The 24,074-nt window shown below is 31.1% G+C and carries 23 protein-coding genes; 22 read left to right on the forward strand and 1 reads right to left on the reverse strand.

Annotated features, from left to right (window positions below; translation table 11 throughout):
- Position 1 precedes the first annotated feature (1 nt).
- The 8 genes from aroB to C3E89_RS12220 all read left to right on the forward strand — a co-directional run bounded on the left by aroB (position 2) and on the right by C3E89_RS12220 (position 7,516).
- The gene (gene aroB, locus C3E89_RS12185) at positions 2 to 1,042 is read left to right on the forward strand and encodes a 3-dehydroquinate synthase (protein WP_236913213.1); all 1,041 of its coding nucleotides are present in this window, start codon (positions 2 to 4) and stop codon (positions 1,040 to 1,042) included.
- Positions 1,033 to 2,319 carry a 3-phosphoshikimate 1-carboxyvinyltransferase gene (gene aroA, locus C3E89_RS12190; protein ID WP_236913214.1) on the forward strand — a complete coding sequence of 429 codons (1,287 nt, stop codon included), beginning with the start codon at positions 1,033 to 1,035 and terminating at the stop codon, positions 2,317 to 2,319. Before aroB ends, aroA begins: the two co-directional genes overlap by 10 nt.
- Before the next feature lie 75 nt (positions 2,320 to 2,394).
- Positions 2,395 to 2,967 (forward strand): phosphate propanoyltransferase, encoded by a 573-nt coding sequence (gene pduL, locus C3E89_RS12195; protein ID WP_236913215.1) that lies wholly within the window; start codon positions 2,395 to 2,397, stop codon positions 2,965 to 2,967.
- Between the two features lie 13 nt (positions 2,968 to 2,980).
- Positions 2,981 to 3,634: a deoxyribose-phosphate aldolase gene (deoC, locus tag C3E89_RS12200; protein WP_236913216.1), complete on the forward strand. Its 654-nt coding sequence runs from the start codon at positions 2,981 to 2,983 to the stop codon at positions 3,632 to 3,634.
- Between the two features lie 147 nt (positions 3,635 to 3,781).
- Entirely contained in the window at positions 3,782 to 4,138 is a 357-nt protein-coding gene (locus C3E89_RS12205) for a ferritin-like domain-containing protein (RefSeq protein WP_236913217.1), read from the forward strand.
- A gap of 15 nt (positions 4,139 to 4,153) precedes the next feature.
- Positions 4,154 to 4,939, forward strand: a complete 786-nt coding sequence (locus C3E89_RS12210) for a family 1 encapsulin nanocompartment shell protein (protein WP_236913218.1) — start codon at positions 4,154 to 4,156, stop codon at positions 4,937 to 4,939.
- A 202-nt stretch (positions 4,940 to 5,141) separates the two neighbouring features.
- A complete protein-coding gene (nagE, locus tag C3E89_RS12215; protein WP_236913219.1) occupies positions 5,142 to 6,515 on the forward strand; it encodes an N-acetylglucosamine-specific PTS transporter subunit IIBC in 1,374 nt (457 codons plus the stop codon).
- Positions 6,516 to 6,595: 80 nt separating this feature from the next.
- Complete coding sequence (locus C3E89_RS12220) at positions 6,596 to 7,516, forward strand: DUF7916 family protein (RefSeq protein ID WP_236913220.1); 921 nt, start codon at positions 6,596 to 6,598, stop codon at positions 7,514 to 7,516.
- 29 nt (positions 7,517 to 7,545) lie between these two features.
- Here the strand turns inward: C3E89_RS12220 and ychF are convergent, their stop codons facing one another.
- Complete coding sequence (gene ychF / locus C3E89_RS12225) at positions 7,546 to 8,637, reverse strand: redox-regulated ATPase YchF (RefSeq protein WP_236913221.1); 1,092 nt, start codon at positions 8,635 to 8,637, stop codon at positions 7,546 to 7,548.
- Positions 8,638 to 8,819: 182 nt separating this feature from the next.
- On the opposite strand from ychF, the gene C3E89_RS12230 reads away from it, so the two are divergent.
- The 14 genes from C3E89_RS12230 to C3E89_RS12295 all read left to right on the forward strand — a co-directional run bounded on the left by C3E89_RS12230 (position 8,820) and on the right by C3E89_RS12295 (position 24,074).
- The gene (locus tag C3E89_RS12230) at positions 8,820 to 9,290 is read left to right on the forward strand and encodes a YhcN/YlaJ family sporulation lipoprotein (protein ID WP_236913222.1); all 471 of its coding nucleotides are present in this window, start codon (positions 8,820 to 8,822) and stop codon (positions 9,288 to 9,290) included.
- A 104-nt stretch (positions 9,291 to 9,394) separates the two neighbouring features.
- Positions 9,395 to 10,675 (forward strand): insulinase family protein, encoded by a 1,281-nt coding sequence (locus C3E89_RS13460; protein ID WP_236913223.1) that lies wholly within the window; start codon positions 9,395 to 9,397, stop codon positions 10,673 to 10,675.
- A 96-nt stretch (positions 10,676 to 10,771) separates the two neighbouring features.
- Positions 10,772 to 11,512 carry a prolipoprotein diacylglyceryl transferase gene (gene lgt, locus C3E89_RS12240; protein WP_236913224.1) on the forward strand — a complete coding sequence of 247 codons (741 nt, stop codon included), beginning with the start codon at positions 10,772 to 10,774 and terminating at the stop codon, positions 11,510 to 11,512.
- Between the two features lie 233 nt (positions 11,513 to 11,745).
- On the forward strand, positions 11,746 to 12,177 hold the full coding sequence (mraZ, locus tag C3E89_RS12245; protein WP_236913225.1) for a division/cell wall cluster transcriptional repressor MraZ: 432 nt from the start codon (positions 11,746 to 11,748) through the stop codon (positions 12,175 to 12,177).
- Positions 12,178 to 12,195: 18 nt separating this feature from the next.
- Positions 12,196 to 13,128 (forward strand): 16S rRNA (cytosine(1402)-N(4))-methyltransferase RsmH, encoded by a 933-nt coding sequence (gene rsmH, locus C3E89_RS12250; protein ID WP_236913226.1) that lies wholly within the window; start codon positions 12,196 to 12,198, stop codon positions 13,126 to 13,128.
- 28 nt (positions 13,129 to 13,156) lie between these two features.
- Complete coding sequence (locus C3E89_RS12255) at positions 13,157 to 13,618, forward strand: cell division protein FtsL (protein ID WP_236913227.1); 462 nt, start codon at positions 13,157 to 13,159, stop codon at positions 13,616 to 13,618.
- 11 nt (positions 13,619 to 13,629) lie between these two features.
- A complete protein-coding gene (locus C3E89_RS12260) occupies positions 13,630 to 15,801 on the forward strand; it encodes a stage V sporulation protein D (protein ID WP_236913228.1) in 2,172 nt (723 codons plus the stop codon).
- Positions 15,802 to 15,871: 70 nt separating this feature from the next.
- Positions 15,872 to 17,335: a UDP-N-acetylmuramoyl-L-alanyl-D-glutamate--2,6-diaminopimelate ligase gene (locus tag C3E89_RS12265; protein WP_236913229.1), complete on the forward strand. Its 1,464-nt coding sequence runs from the start codon at positions 15,872 to 15,874 to the stop codon at positions 17,333 to 17,335.
- A gap of 30 nt (positions 17,336 to 17,365) precedes the next feature.
- The gene (mraY, locus tag C3E89_RS12270; RefSeq protein ID WP_236913230.1) at positions 17,366 to 18,331 is read left to right on the forward strand and encodes a phospho-N-acetylmuramoyl-pentapeptide-transferase; all 966 of its coding nucleotides are present in this window, start codon (positions 17,366 to 17,368) and stop codon (positions 18,329 to 18,331) included.
- A gap of 19 nt (positions 18,332 to 18,350) precedes the next feature.
- A complete protein-coding gene (gene murD / locus C3E89_RS12275) occupies positions 18,351 to 19,721 on the forward strand; it encodes a UDP-N-acetylmuramoyl-L-alanine--D-glutamate ligase (protein ID WP_236913231.1) in 1,371 nt (456 codons plus the stop codon).
- The gene (gene ftsW / locus C3E89_RS12280) at positions 19,714 to 20,829 is read left to right on the forward strand and encodes a putative lipid II flippase FtsW (protein ID WP_236913232.1); all 1,116 of its coding nucleotides are present in this window, start codon (positions 19,714 to 19,716) and stop codon (positions 20,827 to 20,829) included. The genes murD and ftsW overlap by 8 nt, the downstream gene beginning before the upstream one ends.
- 4 nt (positions 20,830 to 20,833) lie before the next feature.
- Positions 20,834 to 21,937 (forward strand): undecaprenyldiphospho-muramoylpentapeptide beta-N-acetylglucosaminyltransferase, encoded by a 1,104-nt coding sequence (gene murG, locus C3E89_RS12285; protein ID WP_236913233.1) that lies wholly within the window; start codon positions 20,834 to 20,836, stop codon positions 21,935 to 21,937.
- 76 nt (positions 21,938 to 22,013) lie between these two features.
- Entirely contained in the window at positions 22,014 to 23,267 is a 1,254-nt protein-coding gene (gene murA, locus C3E89_RS12290; RefSeq protein ID WP_236913234.1) for a UDP-N-acetylglucosamine 1-carboxyvinyltransferase, read from the forward strand.
- Between the two features lie 54 nt (positions 23,268 to 23,321).
- Complete coding sequence (locus C3E89_RS12295) at positions 23,322 to 24,074, forward strand: cell division protein FtsQ/DivIB (protein WP_236913235.1); 753 nt, start codon at positions 23,322 to 23,324, stop codon at positions 24,072 to 24,074.

Here is a 24,074-nt window from a genome sequence, read left to right on the forward strand (position 1 = left end):
TATGAAAATAAGAATAGGCAAGAATATAGTTGGACAACTGGATAGCTATTTGAAAGAAGCAAGAATAGATGATTTGTATATTATAACCGATGAAAATGTTAATGGATTATATTCAAGTTGCTTGCAAGAGGTTATTAAAAAATACAATGCTAATTTTTTTATTCTTTCTCCTGGAGAAAAGAGTAAAACAATTGAGACTCTTTTATCCATATTTGACAATTTAATTGATAAAAATATTGATAGAGACGCTTTAATTATCGGTTTTGGTGGGGGAGTAGTAGGAGATATTGCGGGTTTTGTTGCATCTATTTTTAAGAGAGGCATAGATTATATTCAAATTCCTACATCTCTTTTAGCACAAGTAGATAGTAGTATTGGAGGAAAAGTAGGAATAGATTATGGTGGGCTTAAAAATATTATTGGATCCTTTTACTTTCCAAAGATGACTTTAATAGATATAAACTTTATAAAAACTTTATCTAAAAGAGATATAACATGTGGTTTGGGCGAGATTTTGAAATATGGTTTAATAGCTGATTATAATCTATACGAATTTACTAGCTTAAATCTTGGAAATATATATGGTAAGGACGAAGATACACTTTTAAATATAATAAATAAATCTATTTCAATCAAAAAAGATATAGTAAACAGGGACAAGTATGATAAAGGGCTAAGAAAGATATTGAATTTTGGCCATACTATTGGCCATAGCATAGAAAGTTATTATAATTTTAACAAATATAATCATGGAGAGGCTGTGATTTTAGGTATAATATATGAATCTTATATTTCCATGGAATTAGGATTAATTGATGAAGAGTATTTTGATAAAATATATAGAGTAGTTAAAAGTCTTGTAACTCCAATAAAGTTTAACCTTAAAGAGATTAAAACTTTAATAAATACGATGAAAAATGACAAGAAAAATATAGATGGAAGAATAGTATTTGTTTTGCCTACAGGAAAAGGAAAAGTAGATATATTTAATGATGTTGATGATAAGACAATAATAAACAGCTTAAAGGGTGAATGGATTTGATTATCAAAGGGAAAGCGAAAGGTTTAAGAGGAGAATTAGAAGTTCCAGGAGATAAATCTATTTCCCATAGAAGTATAATGTTAGGTGCTTTAGCAAGAGGAGATACTTTAATATCGGGCATACTAATGTCAGAGGATGTAAAGATGACTATAAAGGCTTTCAAAAATATGGGAGTTATTGTTAATGAGAATTGTGGGAAAATTATTATCAAAGGAGTAGGAGAAAAAGGTCTTAAGAAACCAAATGGCATAATTAATTGCGGTAATTCTGGTACAACTATGAGACTTTTAAGTGGTATATTGGTAGGTCAGGAATTTTCTTCAATCTTAATGGGTGATAAATCATTGACTAATAGACCAATGGACAGGATTATAATACCTTTAACAAAGATGGGAGCCAGTATTAAGGGGAGAGAGAATAAATATCCTCCGTTGGAGATTAAGCCAAGGAGCAAATTAAAAGGAATAAACTATCAACTACCAGTAGCTAGTGCTCAGGTTAAATCTGCTATACTTTTAGCTTCTTTATATGCAGAAGGTGAAAGCAGAATTATGGAAGGAAAAGTGACACGAGATCATACTGAGAGGATGTTAAACTTTTTTGGCTGTCCCGTAATAAATAAAGAAGGTCAAATATTTATTAAATCAAACCCTGGCTTAGTAGGTAAGGAAATTCATGTTCCTGGAGATATATCGTCTGCAGCTTATTTTATAGTCGCAGCAACTTTAATTAATAATTCAAATATTATCATACGTAATGTTGGGATTAACCCTACAAGAACTGGTATTATAAATGTGTTGAAAAAGATGGGTGCAAATATCAAAATTTTTAATAAAAAATATGTGAATAATGAACCTGTTGCAGATATCCAAGTTACATACTCAAAGTTAAAAGGGATTATAATTGATGGAGATATAGTTGGAACTTTAATCGATGAAATACCTATTATTGCTGTAGCAGCTTCTTTGGCTAGTGGAAAAACTATTATTAAAGGGGCAGAAGAATTAAAATACAAGGAGAGCAATAGGATAATATCAATTTCTAGAGAGTTAAAGAAGATGGGTGCAAATATACTAGAACAACCTGATGGAATGATTATTGAAGGTAAAAGCTCATTAAAAGCTGCAGATCTTAATTCATATAATGATCATAGAATAGCAATGGCATTATCCATTGCATCATTATTACCAGAGGGAAAATCTAGGATTAATGATCATGAATGTGTAAATGTTTCTTATCCGGATTTTTATCATACTCTTTTTCAGATTTTATCTTAGATGTTTGATTTTTCACTGGCAAACTAATATAATTAGTGAAGAAGACAAACTTAAATAATATGAGGAGGAATAAGAATGAATTCTAAATTACCAATTGCACTATCTAATAGACATATCCATTTAAGCCAGGAGGATTTATATACTCTATTTGGAGATAACTATAAGTTAACTAGGACAAAAGATTTATCCCAACCTGGTCAATTTGCTTGTGAGGAAAAAGTAGATATAGTTGGTTCTAAAGGAACTATTAAGGGCGTTAGGGTTTTAGGACCTATAAGAGGAAATACTCAGGTGGAGATTTCTATATCTGATGCTTTTAAACTTGGGGTAGCACCAGTAGTTAGAAATTCAGGAGATATAGAAGGAACTCCTGGAGTTAAAGTTATTGGACCAAAAGGTGAGGTTGATTTGGAAAAGGGGACAATAGTTGCAGCAAGACATATACATATGCATACTTCAGATGGAGAAAAATATGGGGTTAAAGATGGGGATATAGTTAAGGTAAAAACTGAAGGTATGAGAGCGGTTGTATTTGAAAATGTTTTGGTTAGAGTAAAGGATAATTTTGCTCTGGAAATGCATGTGGATATTGAAGAAGGAAATGCTGCTGGAGTGAAAAATGGAGATTTGGTTGAGCTGATAAAATAATAGGGGTGATTTGATGAAAAACATAGCTTCTATGATTGATCACACATTGTTAAAACCGGAAGCTACTGAGGATATGGTTCGCAGTTTATGTAGTGAAGCAAAAGAATATGGTTTTGCAGCAGTTTGTGTTAATCCTTTTTACGTGAGTTTGGCTAAGGAAGTTTTGAAGGATTCAGAAGTTAAAATTGCTACGGTAATAGGGTTCCCATTAGGTGCAAATTCTAAAGATGTAAAATCATACGAAACTATCAAAGCTATTGAAGATGGAGCTAATGAAGTAGATATGGTTATAAATATTGGAGCATTAAAGAATAAAGAGTATGATGTTGTTAGAAATGATATAAAGGCGGTCGTAGATGCTACCAAAAATAAAGCAATTGTAAAAGTAATTATAGAGACTTGTTTATTAAATCAAGAAGAAAAGATAAAAGCATGTGAACTGGCTATGGAAGCTGGTGCTGATTTCGTAAAAACTTCAACTGGTTTTAGTACTGGAGGGGCTACTCTTGAAGATGTTAAACTTATGAAAACTGTTGTAGGCAATAATTTACAAATCAAAGCCTCAGGGGGAATAAGAGATTATGAAACTGCATTAGCTATGATAGAAGCAGGTGCTTCAAGAATTGGAGCTAGTGCTTCTGTAAAAATAGTTAAACAAACAAATTGAAAAAATCATAAAAAAGATAAGTGATATAATGTTAAAATTACTTAGCTTTTTTTAATTATCTAAAGGGATTTTTTAGTAAAAATGATTACTTTGATTGCTAGTGGGTAATATTAATATAGTACAATAAAGTGTAGGAGGAGATAATTTATGAGTCAATATCATGAACCGGTGGAATTGTTAGATGATAAGGCTAAAGATATAGTTAGAGCCCTTAACAGTTTGAAAGAAGAAGTGGAAGCTGTGGATTGGTATAATCAAAGAGTAGTAGCTTCTAATGATGAAGAGTTAAAAGCTATAATGGCCCACAATAGAGACGAAGAAATTGAACATGTATGCATGACTTTAGAATGGCTAAGAAGGAATATGCCTGTATGGGACCAAGAATTAAGAACTTACTTATTTACTGAAGGACCTATTGCTGGTATTGAAGAGACTGCAATGGGAAAGAATAATGAAGAGGAAACTGAAGGAAAATCTGGATTAAATGTTGGAGATTTAAAATAAGGGAGTGAAAGGGAAATGTTATATAAAGAACTTGCACCTATAACTAAAGAAGCTTGGGAAGAAATAGAAGACAGGCTTATGGAGGTTTTTAAAACTTATCTTTCAGCAAGAAGGGTAGTTAAAGTAGAAGGTCCTAAAGGTCTTGACTTTAATGTGATAACAGATGGAAGATTAGGAGAAATAAAAGAAGATGGAGATCTTTGTTATGGCAATTATCAAGTATTGCCTTTAACAGAAGCAAGAGTTGAATTTGAAATGGATAGATGGGAATTAGACAATATAACTCGAGGGGCGAAGGATATTGATTACGAACCTTTAGAGAAAGCTGCTAAAAAGATTGCACTATTTGAAGAAAATGCAGTATATAATGGTTTAGAGAGTGCAAATATTAAGGGTTTGATCAAGTCGGTAGAAGGAGAAACACTAGACTTTGGAAATGACCCTAACTCCATTATGGAATCAATAACAGAAGGTCTGATTAAACTTAAGGAAGTTTACCAAGAAGGACCTTTTACATTAATAGTAGGAGAAAAAGCTTACAAAAAAATTATATCTAAAGAAACTTCCTATCCATTAGAAAAAAGGATAGAAGATCTTCTTGGACATAAAATTGTCTATAGTCATGTATTAGATGGAGCCTTGCTAGTCCCTTATGATCACGAAGATTTAGAGCTAACTATTGGTCAAGATCTATCTATTGGTTATCAGTATAACGATAATAAGAAGGTTAGATTCTTTATTACTGAATCCTTTACCTTTAGAGTATTAGATCCAAGCATAATCATAAATTATAAACTATAGAAAATTATAGTGCTGGTATATTCTATGAATATTGAAAATAGTAATATAATGATATGGAAATATATATAGAAACAAATTTAGCACAACAATAAAGGCATAAACCTAGACTGTATATGTCGATTACATAATAGGTTTGTGCCTTTTTTTATAGAAAGGAGGATAGAATTAAATCTTTAATTTATATCAAAAGGAGGTATTCTAGATGAGAGGTTTATTTGGGAAATTACAAAAATTAGGGAGAGCTTTAATGCTGCCAGTGGCAGTTTTACCTATTGCGGGTATATTATTAAGGCTCGGTCAGGATGATGTTTTTAATATTCCATTTATTTCTGCAGCAGGAGATGCAATATTAGGCAACCTTCCTATTATATTTGCTATAGGTGTAGCAGTAGGACTTGCCTTTGATAATTCAGGAGCTGCAGGTTTAGCTGGTGTAGTAGGATATTTTGTCCTTACCGAAGGGGCAAACGTTATCAACGAAACTATCAATATGGGAGTACTTGGAGGGATAATTGTAGGAGTAGTTGCAGGGAATTTATATAATAAATATCATAATATTAAACTCCCAGATTGGTTAGGGTTCTTTGGAGGAAGACGATTTGTTCCTATAGTTACTGGTTTTGTCTGTATTATATTAGCGTTAATATTTGGATATGTTTGGCCACCTATCCAAAATGCCATAGACACAGCAGCAAATTGGATGATAGGGGCAGGTGCAATAGGAGTATTTGCTTTTGGTTTTTTAAATAGGCTTTTAATTCCAGTTGGATTACACCATGTTATCAATAATATAGTTTGGTTTATATTTGGAGAATTTGGTGGTAGAACTGGTGACTATGGTAGATTTTTAGCAGGGGATCCTAATGCAGGGATATTTATGGCTGGATTTTATCCTATAATGATGTTTGGACTAGTAGGAGCTGCTTTAGCTATGTATAGAACAGCAAAACCAAAGAACAGAAAAGAAGTTAGTGGAGCTTTGTTTTCTGTTGGATTTACTTCGTTCTTGACGGGAATTACTGAACCAATTGAGTTTATGTTCATGTTTTTAGCTCCTTCTTTATACATTATCCATGCTTTACTTTCAGGTCTAGCTTTATCTGTTGCATACATGCTTAATATTAAGCATGGATTTAGTTTTTCTGCTGGAGCTATAGACTATTTCCTTTATATGAAATTAGCTACAAATGGATGGCTTCTTATTCCGGTGGGATTGGCATTTGGAATTATATACTATCTAATATTTGTTATTGCTATTAAGAAACTAGATTTACCTACTCCAGGTAGAGTAGATGAAGAAGGAGAAGGACTAGATGAATTAATTAGTGAAATAGGAATGGATGGGGTGGCTGAATCATATATAAGGGCTTTAGGAGGAGCAGATAATCTAAGAGAAGTTAGTGCATGTATTACAAGACTTCGATTAGTTGTAAATGATAGCAATTTAATCGATGAAGAAGAGTTGAAAAGAGCAGGGGCATCTGGAATATTAAAACCAACAGCAAATAATGTTCAAGTTATAGTAGGTACAAAAGCTGAAATTATTGCAGATGAAATTAACAAGAATTTAAAATGATAAATTGATTATTGCAGGTAATATGGTGATTGTTAAGTTGCCACATTACCTGCATAAAATTTAGCAATAGGAGGAAAATTATGATTAAAAGAATATTGGATTTGGATACATCTGATATTAAAAATATGACTAAAGAAGAAAAACTACTGAGCATAAAAAATGGTGAAGGCAGGACTATTATGTCAGAGGTTATATGCACTGCTACACCTTTGCTTTGGGATGTAAGTAATGTTGAATTAGCTTCTGCTTTTGGTGCAGATATTCTTTTATTGAATCTTTATGATGTTGATAATCCGTATGTAGAAGGCATACCTGTTGGGGAGCCTAAAGAAACGATAAAGAAAATAAAATTCTATACTGGTAGGATGGTAGGAGCCAACTTAGAGCCTGTAGATCAAGACATATTGGTTCACGATAGAATTAAATTACCTAAGGGTAGGATAGCTACAGTAGAAAATGTGAAAAAATTAGTTGAACAAGGCGTAGATATAGTATTATTAACAGGAAACCCTAAGACTGGAGTTACCAATGACAAAATCATTCAATCTATAAAAGAGATTAAAAATACTGTTGGAGATGAAATAATAATAGCAGCAGGGAAAATGCATAGTGCTGGTAGCACAGAAGAAGCAGGAGGAAATATTATAAATAAAGAGTTGATAAAGGAATTTATTGGAGCAGGTAGTGACATAATATTGATTCCAGCTCCAGGAACAGTACCGGGGATTACCTTAGACTATGCAAAGGAACTAGTTGACTATTGTCATTCCTATAATAAATTAACAATAACTTCAATAGGCACTTCCCAAGAGGGTGCTGATGAGTGGACAATCAGAAATATTGCTATATATAGCAAAATGATAGGTACAGATATACATCATATAGGTGATGCTGGTATGTCTCCAGGAATGGCTACTCCAGAAAATATAATGATATATTCTATAGCAATTAAGGGTAAGAGACATACTTATAGAAGGATGGCTAGATCTGTTAATAGATAAAACCAAGGAGAAAATTTCACTCCTTGGTTTTATACATTAAACCTAAACAACACTACATCTCCATCTTGTATTATATAATCTTTGCCTTCTAATCGTATAAGGCCTTTTTCTTTTGCTTGAGCAGTTCCACCGCATTCTAATAAATCTTTATAATTTATTACTTCTGCTCGGATAAATCCACGCTCTATATCCGAGTGTATTTTTCCTGCTGCTTGTGGTGCCTTAGTTCCTTTATTAATCGTCCAAGCCCTTACTTCCTTTGGACCTGCAGTCAAAAAGCTCATGAGACCTAAAAGATCATAACTAGCATTTATTAACTTATCTAATCCTGATTCTTCAAGCCCTAATTCAGATAAAAACTCCTTTTTTTCTTTTTTACTTAACTGAGATATTTCTGCTTCGATCTTTGCCGAAACTACAATTACCTCAGAACCTTCCTTTGAAGCATACTCTTTAACTGATTTCACATATTTATTATCTTCACCTTGTAGCAGATCTTCTTCAGATATATTACAAACATATAATACAGGCTTTATAGATAATAAACCAAAGCTTCTCAACAAATGTATCTCTTCACCTGAAAAACCAATACTTCTCAATGGTTGCTCTTTTTCAATAGAATCCTTTACGGTTTTCAGCAATTCAAATTCTTTGCTATAAGATTTATCACCTTTAACCAGTTTTTCAACTTTATGCAACCTATTAGTTATTATTTCTAAATCAGAAAGCATTAATTCTAAATTGATTATCTCAATATCATTTATTGGGCTAATCTTTCCTTCTACATGGGTTACATTTTCGTCTTCAAAACATCTAACAACGTGAACTATTGATTCAACTTCTCTAATATGTGATAAAAACTTATTCCCTAATCCTTCACCTTTGCTAGCACCTTTAACTAATCCAGCTATATCAAAGAATTCTATAGTAGCAGGAACTATTTTTTCTGGGTTAACTAAATCAGCCAACATATCCAGTCTTTTATCTGGAACTGATACTATTCCTACATTTGGTTCTATAGTACAAAACGGATAATTCTGTGCTTCTGCCTTTGCAGATGTTAATGCATTAAATAAAGTACTTTTACCGACATTTGGTAGTCCCACAATTCCTAATTTCATCAAAATCTTCCTTTCACAAATCCATAAACTTTGCACAAGAACTATTATATATTATCTAAAACTTCAATTCAACACCAATAGGTTTAATTAATAATATATTGGATAAAACCTATTTTATAAATCCATTTTTGTAATAAATTTTTCTATTATTGAAAAACTATAGATGAAAGGAGGATTATTTAATGAAAGATAAAAATCAGTTTTTTATAAAATTATTTATTATAGTAACAATATTAGGTATTATTACTACTGGATGCTCTAAAGATAATTTGATAGTAGATGAAAATCAGGAAGAAGAAATTACATTAGATGTAGGAGGTAAAGATCACGATATTATAATTCGTTCAGAAAATATATCGAATCTAGTGGTAAATCTATATGGAATAGATAATGCTACATCAATAATATTTAATGATGTTGTAGCCATTGGTTTAGAAATGGCAGACGGTTCAACTTTAACAGATGATATAAAGGAAATGGTAATAGATACAGTTTTAGAAAATGATACTATGATAAGACAGGTGTTAATAACAGATAATAAAGAGACATTTGAGCAAATTGAAAAGGTCATATTAGCATTAATGAATGGAAAACCCTATGATGAACAGGTGAAAGAAATAAATAGAATTATTGAAAAATTGAAGAAAGAATAAAAAACCCGTCATATGATCGGGTTTTTATTTATATCATTATTATTAAGCACTAATTATAAATAAAGATAATATAATAGCATATATAAATGAAGGAGGTAAATTGTGTGGAGTTAAAATCTAAAAGAGTAAATATTACTAAAGGAATAAATCTTAACTTAATTAACATGGATGAATTGAAATCAAGTTTACTTAGTGTCTATTTTATCCTACCTTTAGATAGAGAAGATGTAACAAAAAATGCTTTAATTCCTATAGTTTTGAAGATGGGAACTAAAATATACGATTCAAGCATAAGAATTTCTCAAAGATTAAAAGAATTAAATGATTCATGGTTGAGTGTAGATATAGATAGAAAAGGAGAGAGACAAGTAATTAGATTTTCAATAGAAATACCTAAATTGCCTCATATGAATTATGATAATCATATAGTAGATACTATTAATCTTTTAAAAAATATAATATTCGCTCCTTATTTAGAGGAAGGTTTATTCAGCTCTGAATATGTGGAAGAAGGAAAGAAAATTCTTGAGCAAATGATAATTAAAGAAAAAGAAGATATCAAAAATTACTCTATACAACGATGTATTGAAGAAATGTATAAAAATGAAAAATACAGCATTTCTCCTTTAGGATATATGGAGAATTTAGCCAAAATAGATAGTGTAACATTATCTGAACACTATAATAAAATATTATCCAAAGCCCCCATGGAAATATTTTTTGTAGGTGAATATAAAGGATATATTGAAGACTATTTAAAAGAGAGTTTCAAATTTAAGAAAAATGATATTTATAAAATTGAGAGGGAGTATATAGCTGGAAAAGTAATGATTAAAAACATGATTTACGAGAATATGGACATAGATGAAAATAGGTTGGTAGTAGGATATAGAACAGGTATACCTTACGAAAGCTCCTTATACAATGGATTATTGGTTGCCAATAATATTTTAGAAGATAGAATTAATGCAGAAAATTTAGGGGAAATAACAAGGCCTAATAAAGCTTTATATTTAGTTAACTCAAAAATAAACAAATACAAATCCTTTATTTTAATGGATTGTAGTACTTCACTAACAGATATTGAAGAAATAATAAAAAAGATTAGAAATGGAATAGATGAATTGAAAAAAGGAAAATTTAATGAAGATGAGATGAGAACATCAAAGCAATCAATTAAAGGTTCAGTTAAAGCTATAAATAAAAATGGGATATTGATATCAGAATTTTTTCTTGACAAAATACTAACTGAAGATAATCGAAGCTATAATCAAATTATAGCAGATATCGATAAGGTAACTAAAGAAGAAATAATAGAAGCTTCAAAGGAATTGACTTTAGATACTATATACTTTCTAAGGAGTCATCAAAACTCTATAGAATAAATCACTTAATCTATTTTTAATATATGTTTTTCTGGGTAAATTAGAAATTATATGCTATACTAACTATATTAATAAACATAGGGAAGGTGACAAAAGATGAATCCTGTAGCATTTAAAATATTTGGCATAGAGGTAATGTGGTATGGTATTTTAATTTCCCTAGGGGTAGTTATAGGGACTATACTAGCGTTAAGGGAGGCTAAAAGGCTAGGAATTAGTGAAGATACTATGATAGATCTTCTGTTATATGCTATCCCTATAGCATTAATCGGTGCTAGAATACACTATGTGATTTTTAGCTGGGACTATTATAAAAACAATTTGATACAAGTATTCCATTTTAGAGGTGGGGGCTTGGCTATTCATGGAGCAATAATAGCAGCTGTTATTGTAGCAGTGATATTTACTAGAAAAAAAGGTATAGACTTTTGGAAAGTAGCGGATGCTTGTGCTCCAAGTTTAATCCTTGGCCAAGCAATAGGAAGATGGGGCAATTTTATAAACCAAGAAGCCTATGGTACACCTACTGACTTACCTTGGGGTATAGTGATAGATGGTGTAAAAGTCCATCCAACTTTTTTATACGAGTCCCTTGGAAATTTTATGGTATTTCTATTTCTTTTATGGTATAGACGTAATAAGACTAAAGTTTCGGGAGAAGTGTTTTTACTGTACCTAATATTATATTCAATCGTTAGATTTTTCGTTGAAGGGCTTAGAACGGATAGTTTGATGTTAGGATCTATAAGGATAGCTCAACTTATTAGTATATTGTCGGTATTTATAGCAATTTATTATTTATTAAAGAGAAGAAAAAACAGTACTATACAAAAATAGAGGGAAACCTCTATTTTTTTTATTTATTTTTCTTTAATAATTGGAAGATTATCAAATAATAATAGAAAAAGATAAAAAATGTAAATAAATAGGGCTAAAGCCCTATTAAAAAAAGAATTTTTTTTAAAACTATAGCAGGAATTAATGAAATGGTATAGAATTAATAATATGTGGGGTAAAGTGGTACAAAGTGGGGTAAAAGAAAATAGAGAGGACAGTAAAGGGTGAATGGTATGTTTATAGGTGAATACCAACACACAATTGATAATAAAGGTAGAGTAATTATGCCTTCTAAATTCAGGGAAGACCTAGGGTCAAATTTTATTATGACTAAGGGTTTAGACAACTGTCTTTTTGTTTATCCCATTGAAGAGTGGCAAGTGCTTGAAGAAAAGCTAAGATCTTTACCACTTACCAACAGAGATGCTAGAGCATTTGTTAGATTTTTCTTTGCAGGAGCAACAGAATGTATATTAGACAAACAGGGCAGAGTACTTATACCAGGTAATTTAAGAGAACATGCAAAACTTATAAAGGATGCAGTTATTATTGGTGTTGCTGCACGAATTGAGATATGGAGCAAAGAGGAATGGACTGCTTATAATGAAGATGATAGTTTGAGTTATGATAATATTGCTGAAAAAATGGCAGAGTTAGGCATTTGATGTTAAGGAGTGAAAAAATTGGAGTTTGAACATATACCTGTATTATTGAAAGAGGCAATAGATGGCTTAAATATTAGAGAAGATGGGATTTATGTAGATGGAACATTAGGTGGCGCTGGACATTCTTATCAAATAATTAAAAGACTGACAACAGGTAAACTAATTGGAATTGATCAAGATATTAACGCTATCAACAAAGCTAAAGAAGTCTTGAGGGATTATTCAGATAAAACTATATTGGTCCATGATAATTATGTAAACATTAAAAAAATATTGTTTAACTTAGGAATAGAAAAAGTTGATGGTATTTTATTAGATATAGGTGTTTCATCTCACCAATTGGACCAAGAAGAAAGAGGATTTTCTTATAACAAAGAAGCACCATTGGACATGAGAATGGATAACACAAGACAATTTAGTGCTTGGGATGTAGTAAATAAATATTCCCAGGAAGACTTGGAAAAGATTATTTGGAAATATGGAGAGGAGAGATGGGCAAAGCGTATAGCGGAATTTATTGTAAATGAGAGAAAAATTAAATCTATTGATACTACTTTGGATTTAGTAAACATTATAAAAAAAGCTATACCCAAAAGGGTTAGAATGGAAGGACATCATCCTGCTAAGAAAACCTTTCAAGCCATTAGAATAGAGGTAAACGAAGAATTGGATGTACTAGAGAAGAGTATACCTACTATGTGTGGATTGCTAAATAAAGGTGGTAGATTATGCATAATCACTTTCCATTCTTTAGAGGATAGGATTGTAAAAGAAGAGTTTAAAGAGTTAAATAAAGAATGTATATGTCCACCGGAGTTTCCGGTATGTGTTTGCGATAAAAAAAGAGAGGTTAAAATAATCACTAAAAAACCTATTATACCAACTGTAGATGAAATAAATAGAAATCCTAGGGCTAGAAGTTCAAAGTTAAGAATTGTTGAGCGGGTTTAAGTTCTAAAATAAAGGGGGCAGGAATAAATTGTTAGTAGCTAAAAAAGAATATAATTATTCTCCTGAAAAAGTCAATACTGAAAAAAGTAAAAGAAAAAAAGTAGTTAAGGTTAAGAAAAAAAACAAGGCTATACATAAATTAGCCATGATGGGAATTGCAATGATTGGATTAATATTATCTTTGTTTATTTTATATAGATATGCAAATATTACTAAGATGAGATTGGAGATTACAGAATTAGAAAAACAAAGAATTGAACTAATAAAAGAGAAAGAAAATCTAGTTGCTGAATTAGAAACTATAAAAAGTTCTTCTAAAATCGAGGAAGATGCCATTGTTATGTTAGGCATGAATTATCCAACAGAGGACCAAATAGTATATGTAGATATTGACGAACTAGAGTTGCCAGATAAATCAGATGAAAAAGAGAGAATCTCTATAGTAGGTCAATTTAAAAATATTTTCAATTTGGTACTGAGTTTATTCTAGGAGGGTTTAATTTGACAGTACCTAGCAATGTTTCAAAAAAAAGATTAATATTTGTACTCATTGTAGTAACGATAGTAGTCCTTGCTCTTATTGTTAGATTAGGGTATATTCAAATTGCAACAGGGGAAGAATTGAAAAAAGGAGCCTTAGAGCAATGGACAAAAGGGATAGAGATAAAGTCAAAAAGAGGAACTATATACGATAGAAATGGAAAAAAATTAGCAATTTCTGTTAGTTCATATACTGTATGGGCTAGTCCTGCTGATATAACTGATCCAATAAATACAGCTAAACAAGTAGCAGAAGTGCTTCAAATGGACGAATCATTGGTTTATGAAAAAATAACGAAAAAAACCAATGTAGAAAAGATAAAGCAATGGATATCTAAAGAAGAAGCTAAAGAATTAAGAAATTTAAAGTTATCAGGAATTGAAATTGTTGATGATAATAAAAGATTTTATCCTTATGAAGATTTTGCTAGCCATGTTATCGGTTTCACTGATATAGATAATTATGGATTATATGGCATTGAAAAGACCTATGATAAGTATCTATCAGGAAGCCCAGGAAGATGGGTTAAAACAGAGGATGCAAGAGGTAGACAAATGCCTTATGATGGAGAAAGGGTTTATGATGCAGAAGATGGGTTAAATGTAGTTTTAACCATCGATGAAACTATCCAACATTTTGCAGAAAAGGCTGCTATGGAATCTTTAATAACTACTAAAGCTAAAAATATTTCAATAATAGTTATGGAACCCAATACTGGAGATATATTAGCAATGACAACTCTACCTCAATATAATCCAAATAGCCCAAGGGAACCTTTAAATGAAGAAGAAAAAAAGATATGGGAAAATTTATCTGATGACGAGTTAAAGAAAAAATGGTACGATATGTGGCGTAACTTTGCTATTAATGATGCCTATGAACCTGGTTCTACATTTAAGACCATAGTTGCTGCTGCGGCTATTGAAGAAAATGTGGCTAATACAAAAACTAATTTTTATTGTAACGGTTTTGTAAGAGATATACCTGGAGGGGTACTAAAATGTGCAAGATGGTATAACCCTCATGGAGCTCAAACTTTAAAGGAAGGCATGGAAAATTCCTGTAACGTAGTCTTTGTAGATTTAGGAAGGAAGTTAGGTAAAGATAAACTTTATAAATACATTAAAGCTTTTGGGTTTGGAGAAAAGACTGGCATTGAATTGACTGGTGAGCAGGGAGGAATAATACCTATTAATACTGATATTATAAAAGAAATCAATTTGGCTACTATGTCCTATGGACACGGTATAGCTGTAACCCCTATTCAGCTGATTAATGCTGTCTCTGCTATTGCCAATGGAGGCAATCTTATGAAACCAAGGCTTGTATCAGAATTAATCGATGATGAAGGTAATGTTATCATAGAAAACAAACCAGAGATTAAACGGCAAGTAATATCTAAAACCACATCAGATACCATGTTAGAGATGATGGAAAGTGTTGTATCAAAAGGAACTGGAACCAATGCCTATGTACCAGGTTATAGAGTTGCAGGTAAAACTGGAACAGCTCAAAAGATAATAGATGGTAAATATGCACCTGGAAAATATATTGGCTCTTTTGTTGCAGTAGCACCAGCTTCTGATCCAAGGATAGCTATATTGGTTATTGTAGATGAGCCTGAAGGCATTTATTATGGTGGTAGTGTTGCTGCTCCAGTGGCAGGAAAGATAATAGAGGAAACCTTATCATATTTGGAAGTTAAACCAGAATTTACAGAGGAAGAAAAAGAACAATTTGAATATACTGTTAATGTTCCTGATGTTCGGAATATGAAGATAGAAGAAGCTGGTAAAATATTATCTGATTTAGGATTCAAATATACAACTGAATCATTTAACATCATAGAAAACTCCATGGTTATAGATCAATTCCCCTTGCCTGGAACGGAGGTAACTAAAGGATCCATAATAGATCTATATCTAGATGAAGATTATAAAAAAGAAAGTAAAATTATTATGCCTAATCTTAAAGGAAAATCTAGAGAAGATGTAATTAAAACATTAGATGGGCTGGGTCTAAAATATGATTTTATTGGGGAAGGCACAGTAATGAACCAAGATCCTTTACCTGGTACTGAAATTGATATAAATTATAATATAAAAGTTGAATTTTCAGATGCTAAAGAGTAATATATTAAGGGGCGACTTATTAAGTTGCCTTTTAATTCATTATATTTATGAAATGAAAGCAGGGATAGAATTGAAGTTAAAAGAAATAATTGCAAACAGTAAATGCGAGATTGTAAATGGTAGTAGTAACATTGATATTAAGGGAATCCAACAGGATTCTCGAAAAGTATCTAAGGATAATATGTTTGTTGCTATTAAAGGATTTACCGTAGATGGGCATGATTATTTACAAGAAGCCATTGAAAATGGAGCAAACTGTTTAGTTGTCCAAAAGGATGTAGAAATAGATATAGGTGATATTACATTAATTAAAGTAGATAGTACAATCGAAGCATTGGCTAGATTTTCTTCTAAATATTTTAAGGAACCATCTAAAAAATTGGAACTAATCGGAGTGACAGGTACTAATGGAAAAACTTCGACTACATATTTAATAAAGGGTATATTTGAAAAAAATAGCCAAAAGACAGGTTTAATTGGAACTCTAGGTTCTATAATAGATGGCAATGTAATAGATTTAAAAAATACAACCCCCGAATCTTTAACTATTCAAGATCATTTAAGTAAGATGGTAGAAGTAAATACTGAGTATTGTGCAATTGAAGTATCTTCCCATTCTTTAGATTTAAAAAGGGTAGAATATATAGATTTTCAGGTAGGTGTTTTTACTAATTTAACAGAAGATCATTTAGATTACCATTTGAATATGGAAAATTACTATAATAGTAAACTTAAATTATTTGATAGAACTAAAAAGTATAATATAATCAACGGAGATGATCCTTTTGGAATTAGGATGATAGATGATATTAAAAATCCCATACCTATTATTACATATGGATTAAATGATAAATGGGATGTTTACGCTACAGATATCAAATGTCATATTAAGGGAGTAGATTTTACTTTGAACACTCCGAAGGGTTCTATTCCCATAAATTTAAAATTATTAGGTAAATTCAATATTTATAATGCATTGGCGGCTGCTTCCTGTGGAATCGTATATGATGTGGACTTATCTATAATTAAGATGGGGCTAGAATCCATTACAGGTATTACAGGTCGATTTGATACAGTTCCAATAGATAAAGATTTTAGTGTCATTATAGATTTTGCTCATACACCTGATGGTTTAGAGAAGGTTTTAATGACTATAGATCAATTTGCTGAGGGAAGGAAAATTGTTATTTTCGGTGCAGGTGGCAATAGGGATAAAGCTAAAAGACCAATTATGGGGGAGACGGTAGCAAAGCATGCTGACTTGTGTATAGTGACTTCAGATAATCCAAGGTTTGAAAATCCGGAATCAATTATTAAGGATATTATAGTAGGAGTTGAAAAGGTTAAAGGAAAATATATAGCTATTACTGATAGGCGAAGAGCAATTGAATTTGCTTTATCAAATGCTAAATCAAAGGATGTAATATTATTGGCTGGAAAAGGCCATGAAACATATACTATCATTAAAGATAAAGTAATTCCTTTTGATGAAAAGCAAATAGTGTTAGATATACTGAATAATTTAGATAAATAACAGCAGCAGATACGAGAGAGGAGAAAACAAATGGTTGAATATATAGATATTATTAGAGTTGTTATTATAGCGTTTATAATAACTGTTATATTAGGACCTATTATAATACCAATACTGAAAAAGCTTAACATCGGTCAAAATGTAAGAGAAGATGGACCCAAAACTCACTTAACAAAATCTGGAACACCTACTATGGGAGGTATTATAATAGTAATTGCATTACTTGTAACGACGATAAGTTCAGGGTTGTTGAACAGTGATATGTATATTTTATTAGTATCAACTATTGGATTTGGACTTATAGGATTTATTGATGATTATATGAAAATAGTTAATAAGAGATCTTTAGGATTGAGAGCATATCAAAAGCTAATAGGCCAAATAATATTAGCTATATTGTTAGCAATTTATCAATCTCGAACATCTATGTTAGGTACCAAAGTAATTATTCCTTTTCTAAGTCATAGATATTTGGATTTGGGAGTTCTTTATGTGCCTTTTATAGCTTTTGTTGTTGTAGGTACTGTAAATAGTGTTAATTTAACTGATGGATTAGATGGATTAGCCTCTGGAGTTACTTTAATAGTTTTATCCTTCTTTGGACTAGTGGCTCTTAATTGGGGGATGGATAGTATCTCCATATTTTCAGCCTCATTGACTGGGGCCTGTCTTGGTTTTTTAATATATAATGCTTATCCAGCAAAGATATTTATGGGAGATACTGGTTCTATGGCTTTAGGTGGAGCTGTATCTGCTATTGCAATATTATTAAATTTACCTTTAATGATTCCAATAGTAGGAGGAATATATTTTGCTGAGGCTTTATCCGTTATTATTCAAGTTGTATCTTATAAACTTACAAGAAAGAGAGTTTTTTTGATGAGCCCTCTTCACCATCATTTTGAACAAAAAGGATGGAAAGAAACTAAAGTAGTGATTGTGTTTTGGAGTATTACCGTAATCTTATGTTTAGTAGGTGTGGCAAGTTTAAACTAATAGAAAGTAAGGTGTAAATATGGATTTGAAAAACAAAAATATACTAATATTAGGTCTAGGGATTAGTGGGATTTCTACTGTAAAAGCTTTAAATAAATTAGGGGCTAAAATCACTATTAGTGATTTAAAAGATGAAAAGGAATTAGAAGAAAATATTTCTGAAATCAAAAATTTAAATATAGAATTATATTTAGGGACTAATGATGTTCCACTAAATAACATAGATTTAATTATTAAGAGTCCAGGAATACCATTAAATCTAGATATTATAAAGGAAGCTGAGCAGAAGGGTATTGAGGTAATTACCGACTTGGAACTAGCCTATCGGATTAGTCCAAACAGTAATTTTATTGCTATTACAGGTACTAATGGAAAAACTACAACAACTACTTTAGTAGGAGAATTTTTTAAAAAAGCAGGATTCCATACTCATGTAGCAGGAAATATTGGTGTGGGAATTCTATGGGATGTTGTAAGTTCTTCCAAAGATGATATATTTGTTGTTGAAACTAGTAGTTTTCAATTAGAAAATACTGTGAAATTTAACCCTAAAATCAGCTTGATATTAAATATCACACCAGATCATTTAAATTGGCATAAAACTTTAGACAACTATATCAATGCAAAGAAAAAAATATTTGTCAATCAAACTGAAGACGAATATACTATCCTTAATTATGATGATCCTTTATTAAAGAATTTAGGAGAAGAAATAAAGTCTCATTTAATTTGGTTTAGTGTTGATAATGAAATTTCAAAGGGAGCATATATAAAAAATGGGTATATAGTAATAGATGATGGAAATGAAGTTCATAATATCATTAGAACTGAAGAAATAAAAATTCTAGGAAAGCATAATCTGGAAAATGTCCTTGCTAGTGTAGCTATAGGCTGGATAATGGGACTAGACATAAAAATTATGAATGAAGTACTTAAAACTTTTCCAGGAGTTGAACATAGGATTGAATATGTAGATACTATTAATGGAGTTAAATTTTATAATGATTCAAAGGGAACAAATCCTGAAGCAAGCATAAAAGCCATAGAAGCTCTAAAATCTTCTATTATATTAATAGCTGGCGGTCAGGATAAAGGAAGTGAATTTGATAATTTTATTCTATCTTTCAAGTATAAAGTAAAATCCGTTGTATTATTAGGAGAAACTAAAGAAAAAATAAAGAATACTGCCATAAAATATGGATTTAATAATATATATATAGTGAATACAATGGAAGAAGCAGTTAACAAAAGTTATGAATTAGCTAGTACCGGGGATAATATCTTGTTATCACCTGCTTGTGCTTCTTGGGATATGTATAGTAGTTTTGAAATGCGAGGTAATGATTTTAAAAATTATGTATATGACTTAAGGGAGGAAAAAAATGGCTAAAAAGGTTAAAAAGAGGGCATGTGACTTCACTTTACTTTTAGCAACATTACTCCTTGTATTTATAGGTATAATTATGGTATTTAGTTCATCTTGGCCAGAAGGCATAAGGATGAATGATGGTTATTATTTCCTAAAAAAGCAAATTATTGCGGCGACTTTAGGATTAATTGCGATGCTTTTTTTTATGAATTTTGATTACAGGATAATATATAGAATGTCAAAATTAATATATATTATGTCTATGTTAAGTGGCCTATTAATATTTACTCCTTTAGGAATTGTAAAAAAAGGCGCAAGAAGATGGGTTAATTTGGGATTTACTACTTTTATGCCATCTGATGTAATTAAATTGGGATCTATTATTTTTTTAGCTGCTTTTTTATCTAAAAGAAAGGATATGATCAAGGATTTTAAAAAGACCACTATTCCTACTGTATTAATTATTGGATTATCTTGTGGGTTAATCTATTTACAGAAGGACTTAGGTACAACTGTAACTTTGGGAATGACTTTAATGAGCATGTTTTTTGTATCTGGATTAAAAATTAGTCATTTGCTTTTATTATTAGCAGGTGCTTCTGTTGGATTAGTATTGGCCATTACTAGTGATGAAAATGAATATAGGATGAGGAGACTTACTGCTTTTTTAGATCCTTTTGCTGATAAAGCTGATACTGGATGGCAGGCAGTGCAATCCCTATATGCATTAGGTTCTGGCGGCTTATTTGGGCTAGGTTTGGGTAAAAGCAGGCAAAAATTTTTCTATATTCCAGAACCATATAATGATTTTATTTTTGCAATTATCGGAGAGGAACTTGGCTTTTTAGGTGCATTAACGGTAATTCTATTATTTATGATACTTATATGGAGAGGAATTAGAATTGCTCTAAATGTAGAAGACCTTTTTGGTTGCTTACTTGCTACAGGCATAGTGGCTTTAATTACGGTCCAGTCTTTAATCCATATTGCAGTAGTTACATCATCCATACCAACAACAGGAATCCCCCTTCCTTTTATTAGTTATGGGGGAACGTCATTAATTCTTTATATGTCATCGGTAGGCATTCTCTTAAATATATCAAGACATGTAAAATTGGATAGGAGTTGAAAGAATGAAATACTTAATAACTGGGGGAGGAACTGGGGGGCATATATATCCAGCTTTGGCAATAGCTTGGGAGATAAAAAATAGAGACAAGGATTCAAGGATATTATATGTAGGTACAGAAAAAGGTCTTGAAAGCGAGTTAGTGCCAAAAGAAGGCTTTGATTTTGAAACTATTAGAGTTATGGGTATGCCTAGAAAAATAAATAAGGAGTCATTTAAAGCATTTAAGGAGTTAATATTAGGATTATTGGATTCAAAAAAGATTATTAATGAGTTTAATCCAGATGTGGTCATTGGTACTGGAGGTTATGTATGTGGACCTGTAGTTTATATGGCAACTAGGAAGAAAATTCCTACTATAATTCATGAACAAAATGCTTACCCAGGAATTACCAATAAAATTCTTGCTAGATATGTGGATAAAATTCTTGTAACCTTTGAGGAATCTAAAAAATATTTTAAATATCCTAATAAAGTGATTATAACTGGAAATCCTGTAAGAAGTAGTATTATAAAAGTTGATAAGAGCCAAGCCTACAGGGATTTAGGTATACATCCCAATGTTCCATTTATACTTTCCTTTGGGGGGAGTGGTGGACAGAAGAAATTAAATGATGCAATGTATTATGTGATTAAAAAAAACATATCAAAGGATAACTTGCAAATCATTCACGTTACAGGTAAAAGATTTTATGATGAATTTATAAAAAAAATGAAGAAAGAAAATTTAGATGCAAAAGAGAACATTAAGATTGTACCGTATTTTTATGATATCCCCAAAGGATTAAATATAGCGGATTTAGTTATAACAAGCGCCGGAGCTATAACTTTAGCAGAACTTTCTGCAGTAGGTGTACCAAGTATATTAGTACCTAAAGGTTATACAGCTGAAAACCATCAGGAATATAATGCAAAGGCTTTTGAAAAAAAGGGGGCAGCTTATTTAATTCTAGAGAAGGACTTAACAGGAGAAGGATTAAATGAAGTAATAAATAAATTAATTATGAATAGTGGGAAACTGAATGAAATGGCCAATAAAAGTAAAAGTTTGGGCAGGTTAGATGCAACAGAAAAAATAGTAAATATAATAGATAAAATAACTGAATAACTATTTTGTCACACTTCCATAAAATATGCATAATATAGTCATATACGTCTGTATAGTCATATTTGGAGGTGCGATAATGGGAAAAATAATTGTTACTGGTGGCAATAGTTTAACTGGAGAAATAAATATTGCTGGGGCAAAAAATGCAGTTTTACCAATTCTAGCTGCTACCGTTATAGGAGCAAATGAAAGTACAATTTTTAATGTTCCAGAACTTAGAGATGTAGAAGTTATGGAAAAAATACTATTATCCCTTGGTTGTAATGTAAAAAAAATGGGTAATATGATGTGGATCGATTCCAAACCTTTAAATAATATAAAAATTCCTGAAGAATTAGTAAGGGAGATGAGATCATCAATAATACTTATGGGAGCTATGCTATCAAGGACTGGGGAGGTTATCATAAGTTATCCAGGTGGGTGTGAAATTGGGCCTAGGCCAATAGATATGCATCTTAAGGCCTTAAGAGAATTAGGAGCAGAGATAGAGGAGTCTCATGGATTTATTTATTGTAAGACAAAAGGATTAAAGGGATGTGAGATTCAGCTGGATTATCCAAGCGTTGGTGCAACAGAGAATATTATATTAGCAGCTGTAAAAGCTAAAGGAACTACAACCATTCGTAATGCAGCAAGGGAACCTGAGATAATCGATTTACAGAATTTCTTAAACAAAGCTGGAGCAAAGATAAATGGTGCTGGTACGAGTGTTATAATAATCGATGGAGTAGATAAACTAAGGGATGTTACTCATAATACCATGCCAGATAGAATAGTGGCAGGAACTTATATGATTGCTTCTGCTATTACAGGAGGAGAAGTAATTATTAAAAACATTATTATTGATCATTTACAGGCAGTTATTGCAAAATTAAAAGAAGCTGGCTGCTTAATATACAGCGATAATAACTCATTAAAGATAATTGGACCCAAAAAAATAAATTCCATTGAGATGATTCAGACATTGCCTTACCCTGGATTTCCTACAGATATGCAGGCTCAGATGATGGCCCTACTAAGTATAGCCAATGGTACTAGCATTATTTCAGAGACAGTATTTGAAAATAGATTTAAACATGCTGAAGAATTAATACGAATGGGAGCAAATATTAAAGTGTTTGGTAAAGTTGCAATAATTAAGGGAGTAAAAGAATTAACTGGAGCAAAGACTACAGCAAAAGATTTAAGAGGTGGAGCATGTCTTGTTTTAGCAGGTTTAGCTGCAAAAGGGATTACTGAGGTGGAGAATATGTACCATATTGAAAGAGGATATGAAAATTTTCATTTAGAATTAAAAGCATTAGGTGCTGATATTAAGAAAGTTGATTAACAGCAGCTTATGCTGCTCTCTATTTTTAGGACAAGCGAATAGGTGGGGTAATAAATGAAAAAAAAGAAAAAGTCTAAAAGAAGAATAGAAAAAAGAAAAAGAATATTGAAATTGCTTTTATTTGTTTTAACACTGGTACTACTTTACTTATTTGCTTTTAAAACTGATTTTTTCAACATAAGAAGTATAAAAGTTGTTGGAAATAAAAAGTTAAGTTATGATCAAGTTATAAAGGCTTCAATGTGTAATATGGGAGAAAACATATTTAAAATAAATAGGAAAAAAGGAAAAGAAAGCTTGGAAAGATTGCCCTATATAAAAGATGCAAAAATTAAAAGAAATTTACCAAAGGAAATAATTATAGAAATAGATGAAAGAAAGGAAATTGCAATTATATCTTATATAGGTTCTTTTCTTTATATAGATAAAGAAGGAAATATATTAAATATAGATGAAAAAAAGGATAAGGTTGAATTACCTCGAATATTTGGATTGGAACTAGAAGAATTGGAAGTAGGAGATAATATATATTCTACTTTAGAACAAGGTATAGAAGAATTAATTACTTATAGTGAACAGTTAGATCTTATAAAGTTAATGAAATATATTAATTTTGCCGATAATAATAATATAATGGTTGAATTAAAAGATGGCATTAAGGTTGCTTTTGGACCTTTAAATAATGTAAAATATAAATTGAGCTTCCTTAATAAGATTTTAAATGATATAGAAAAAAAAGATATCAAGGTGAAACAGATATTATTAAATAAAGGTGATAATCCAATAGTAGTGACAGAAGATAGCTAG

The sequence above is a fragment of the Clostridium sp. Cult1 genome, assembly GCF_021655095.1.
In the GTDB taxonomy this organism is placed as follows: domain Bacteria; phylum Bacillota; class Clostridia; order Tissierellales; family Tepidimicrobiaceae; genus Schnuerera.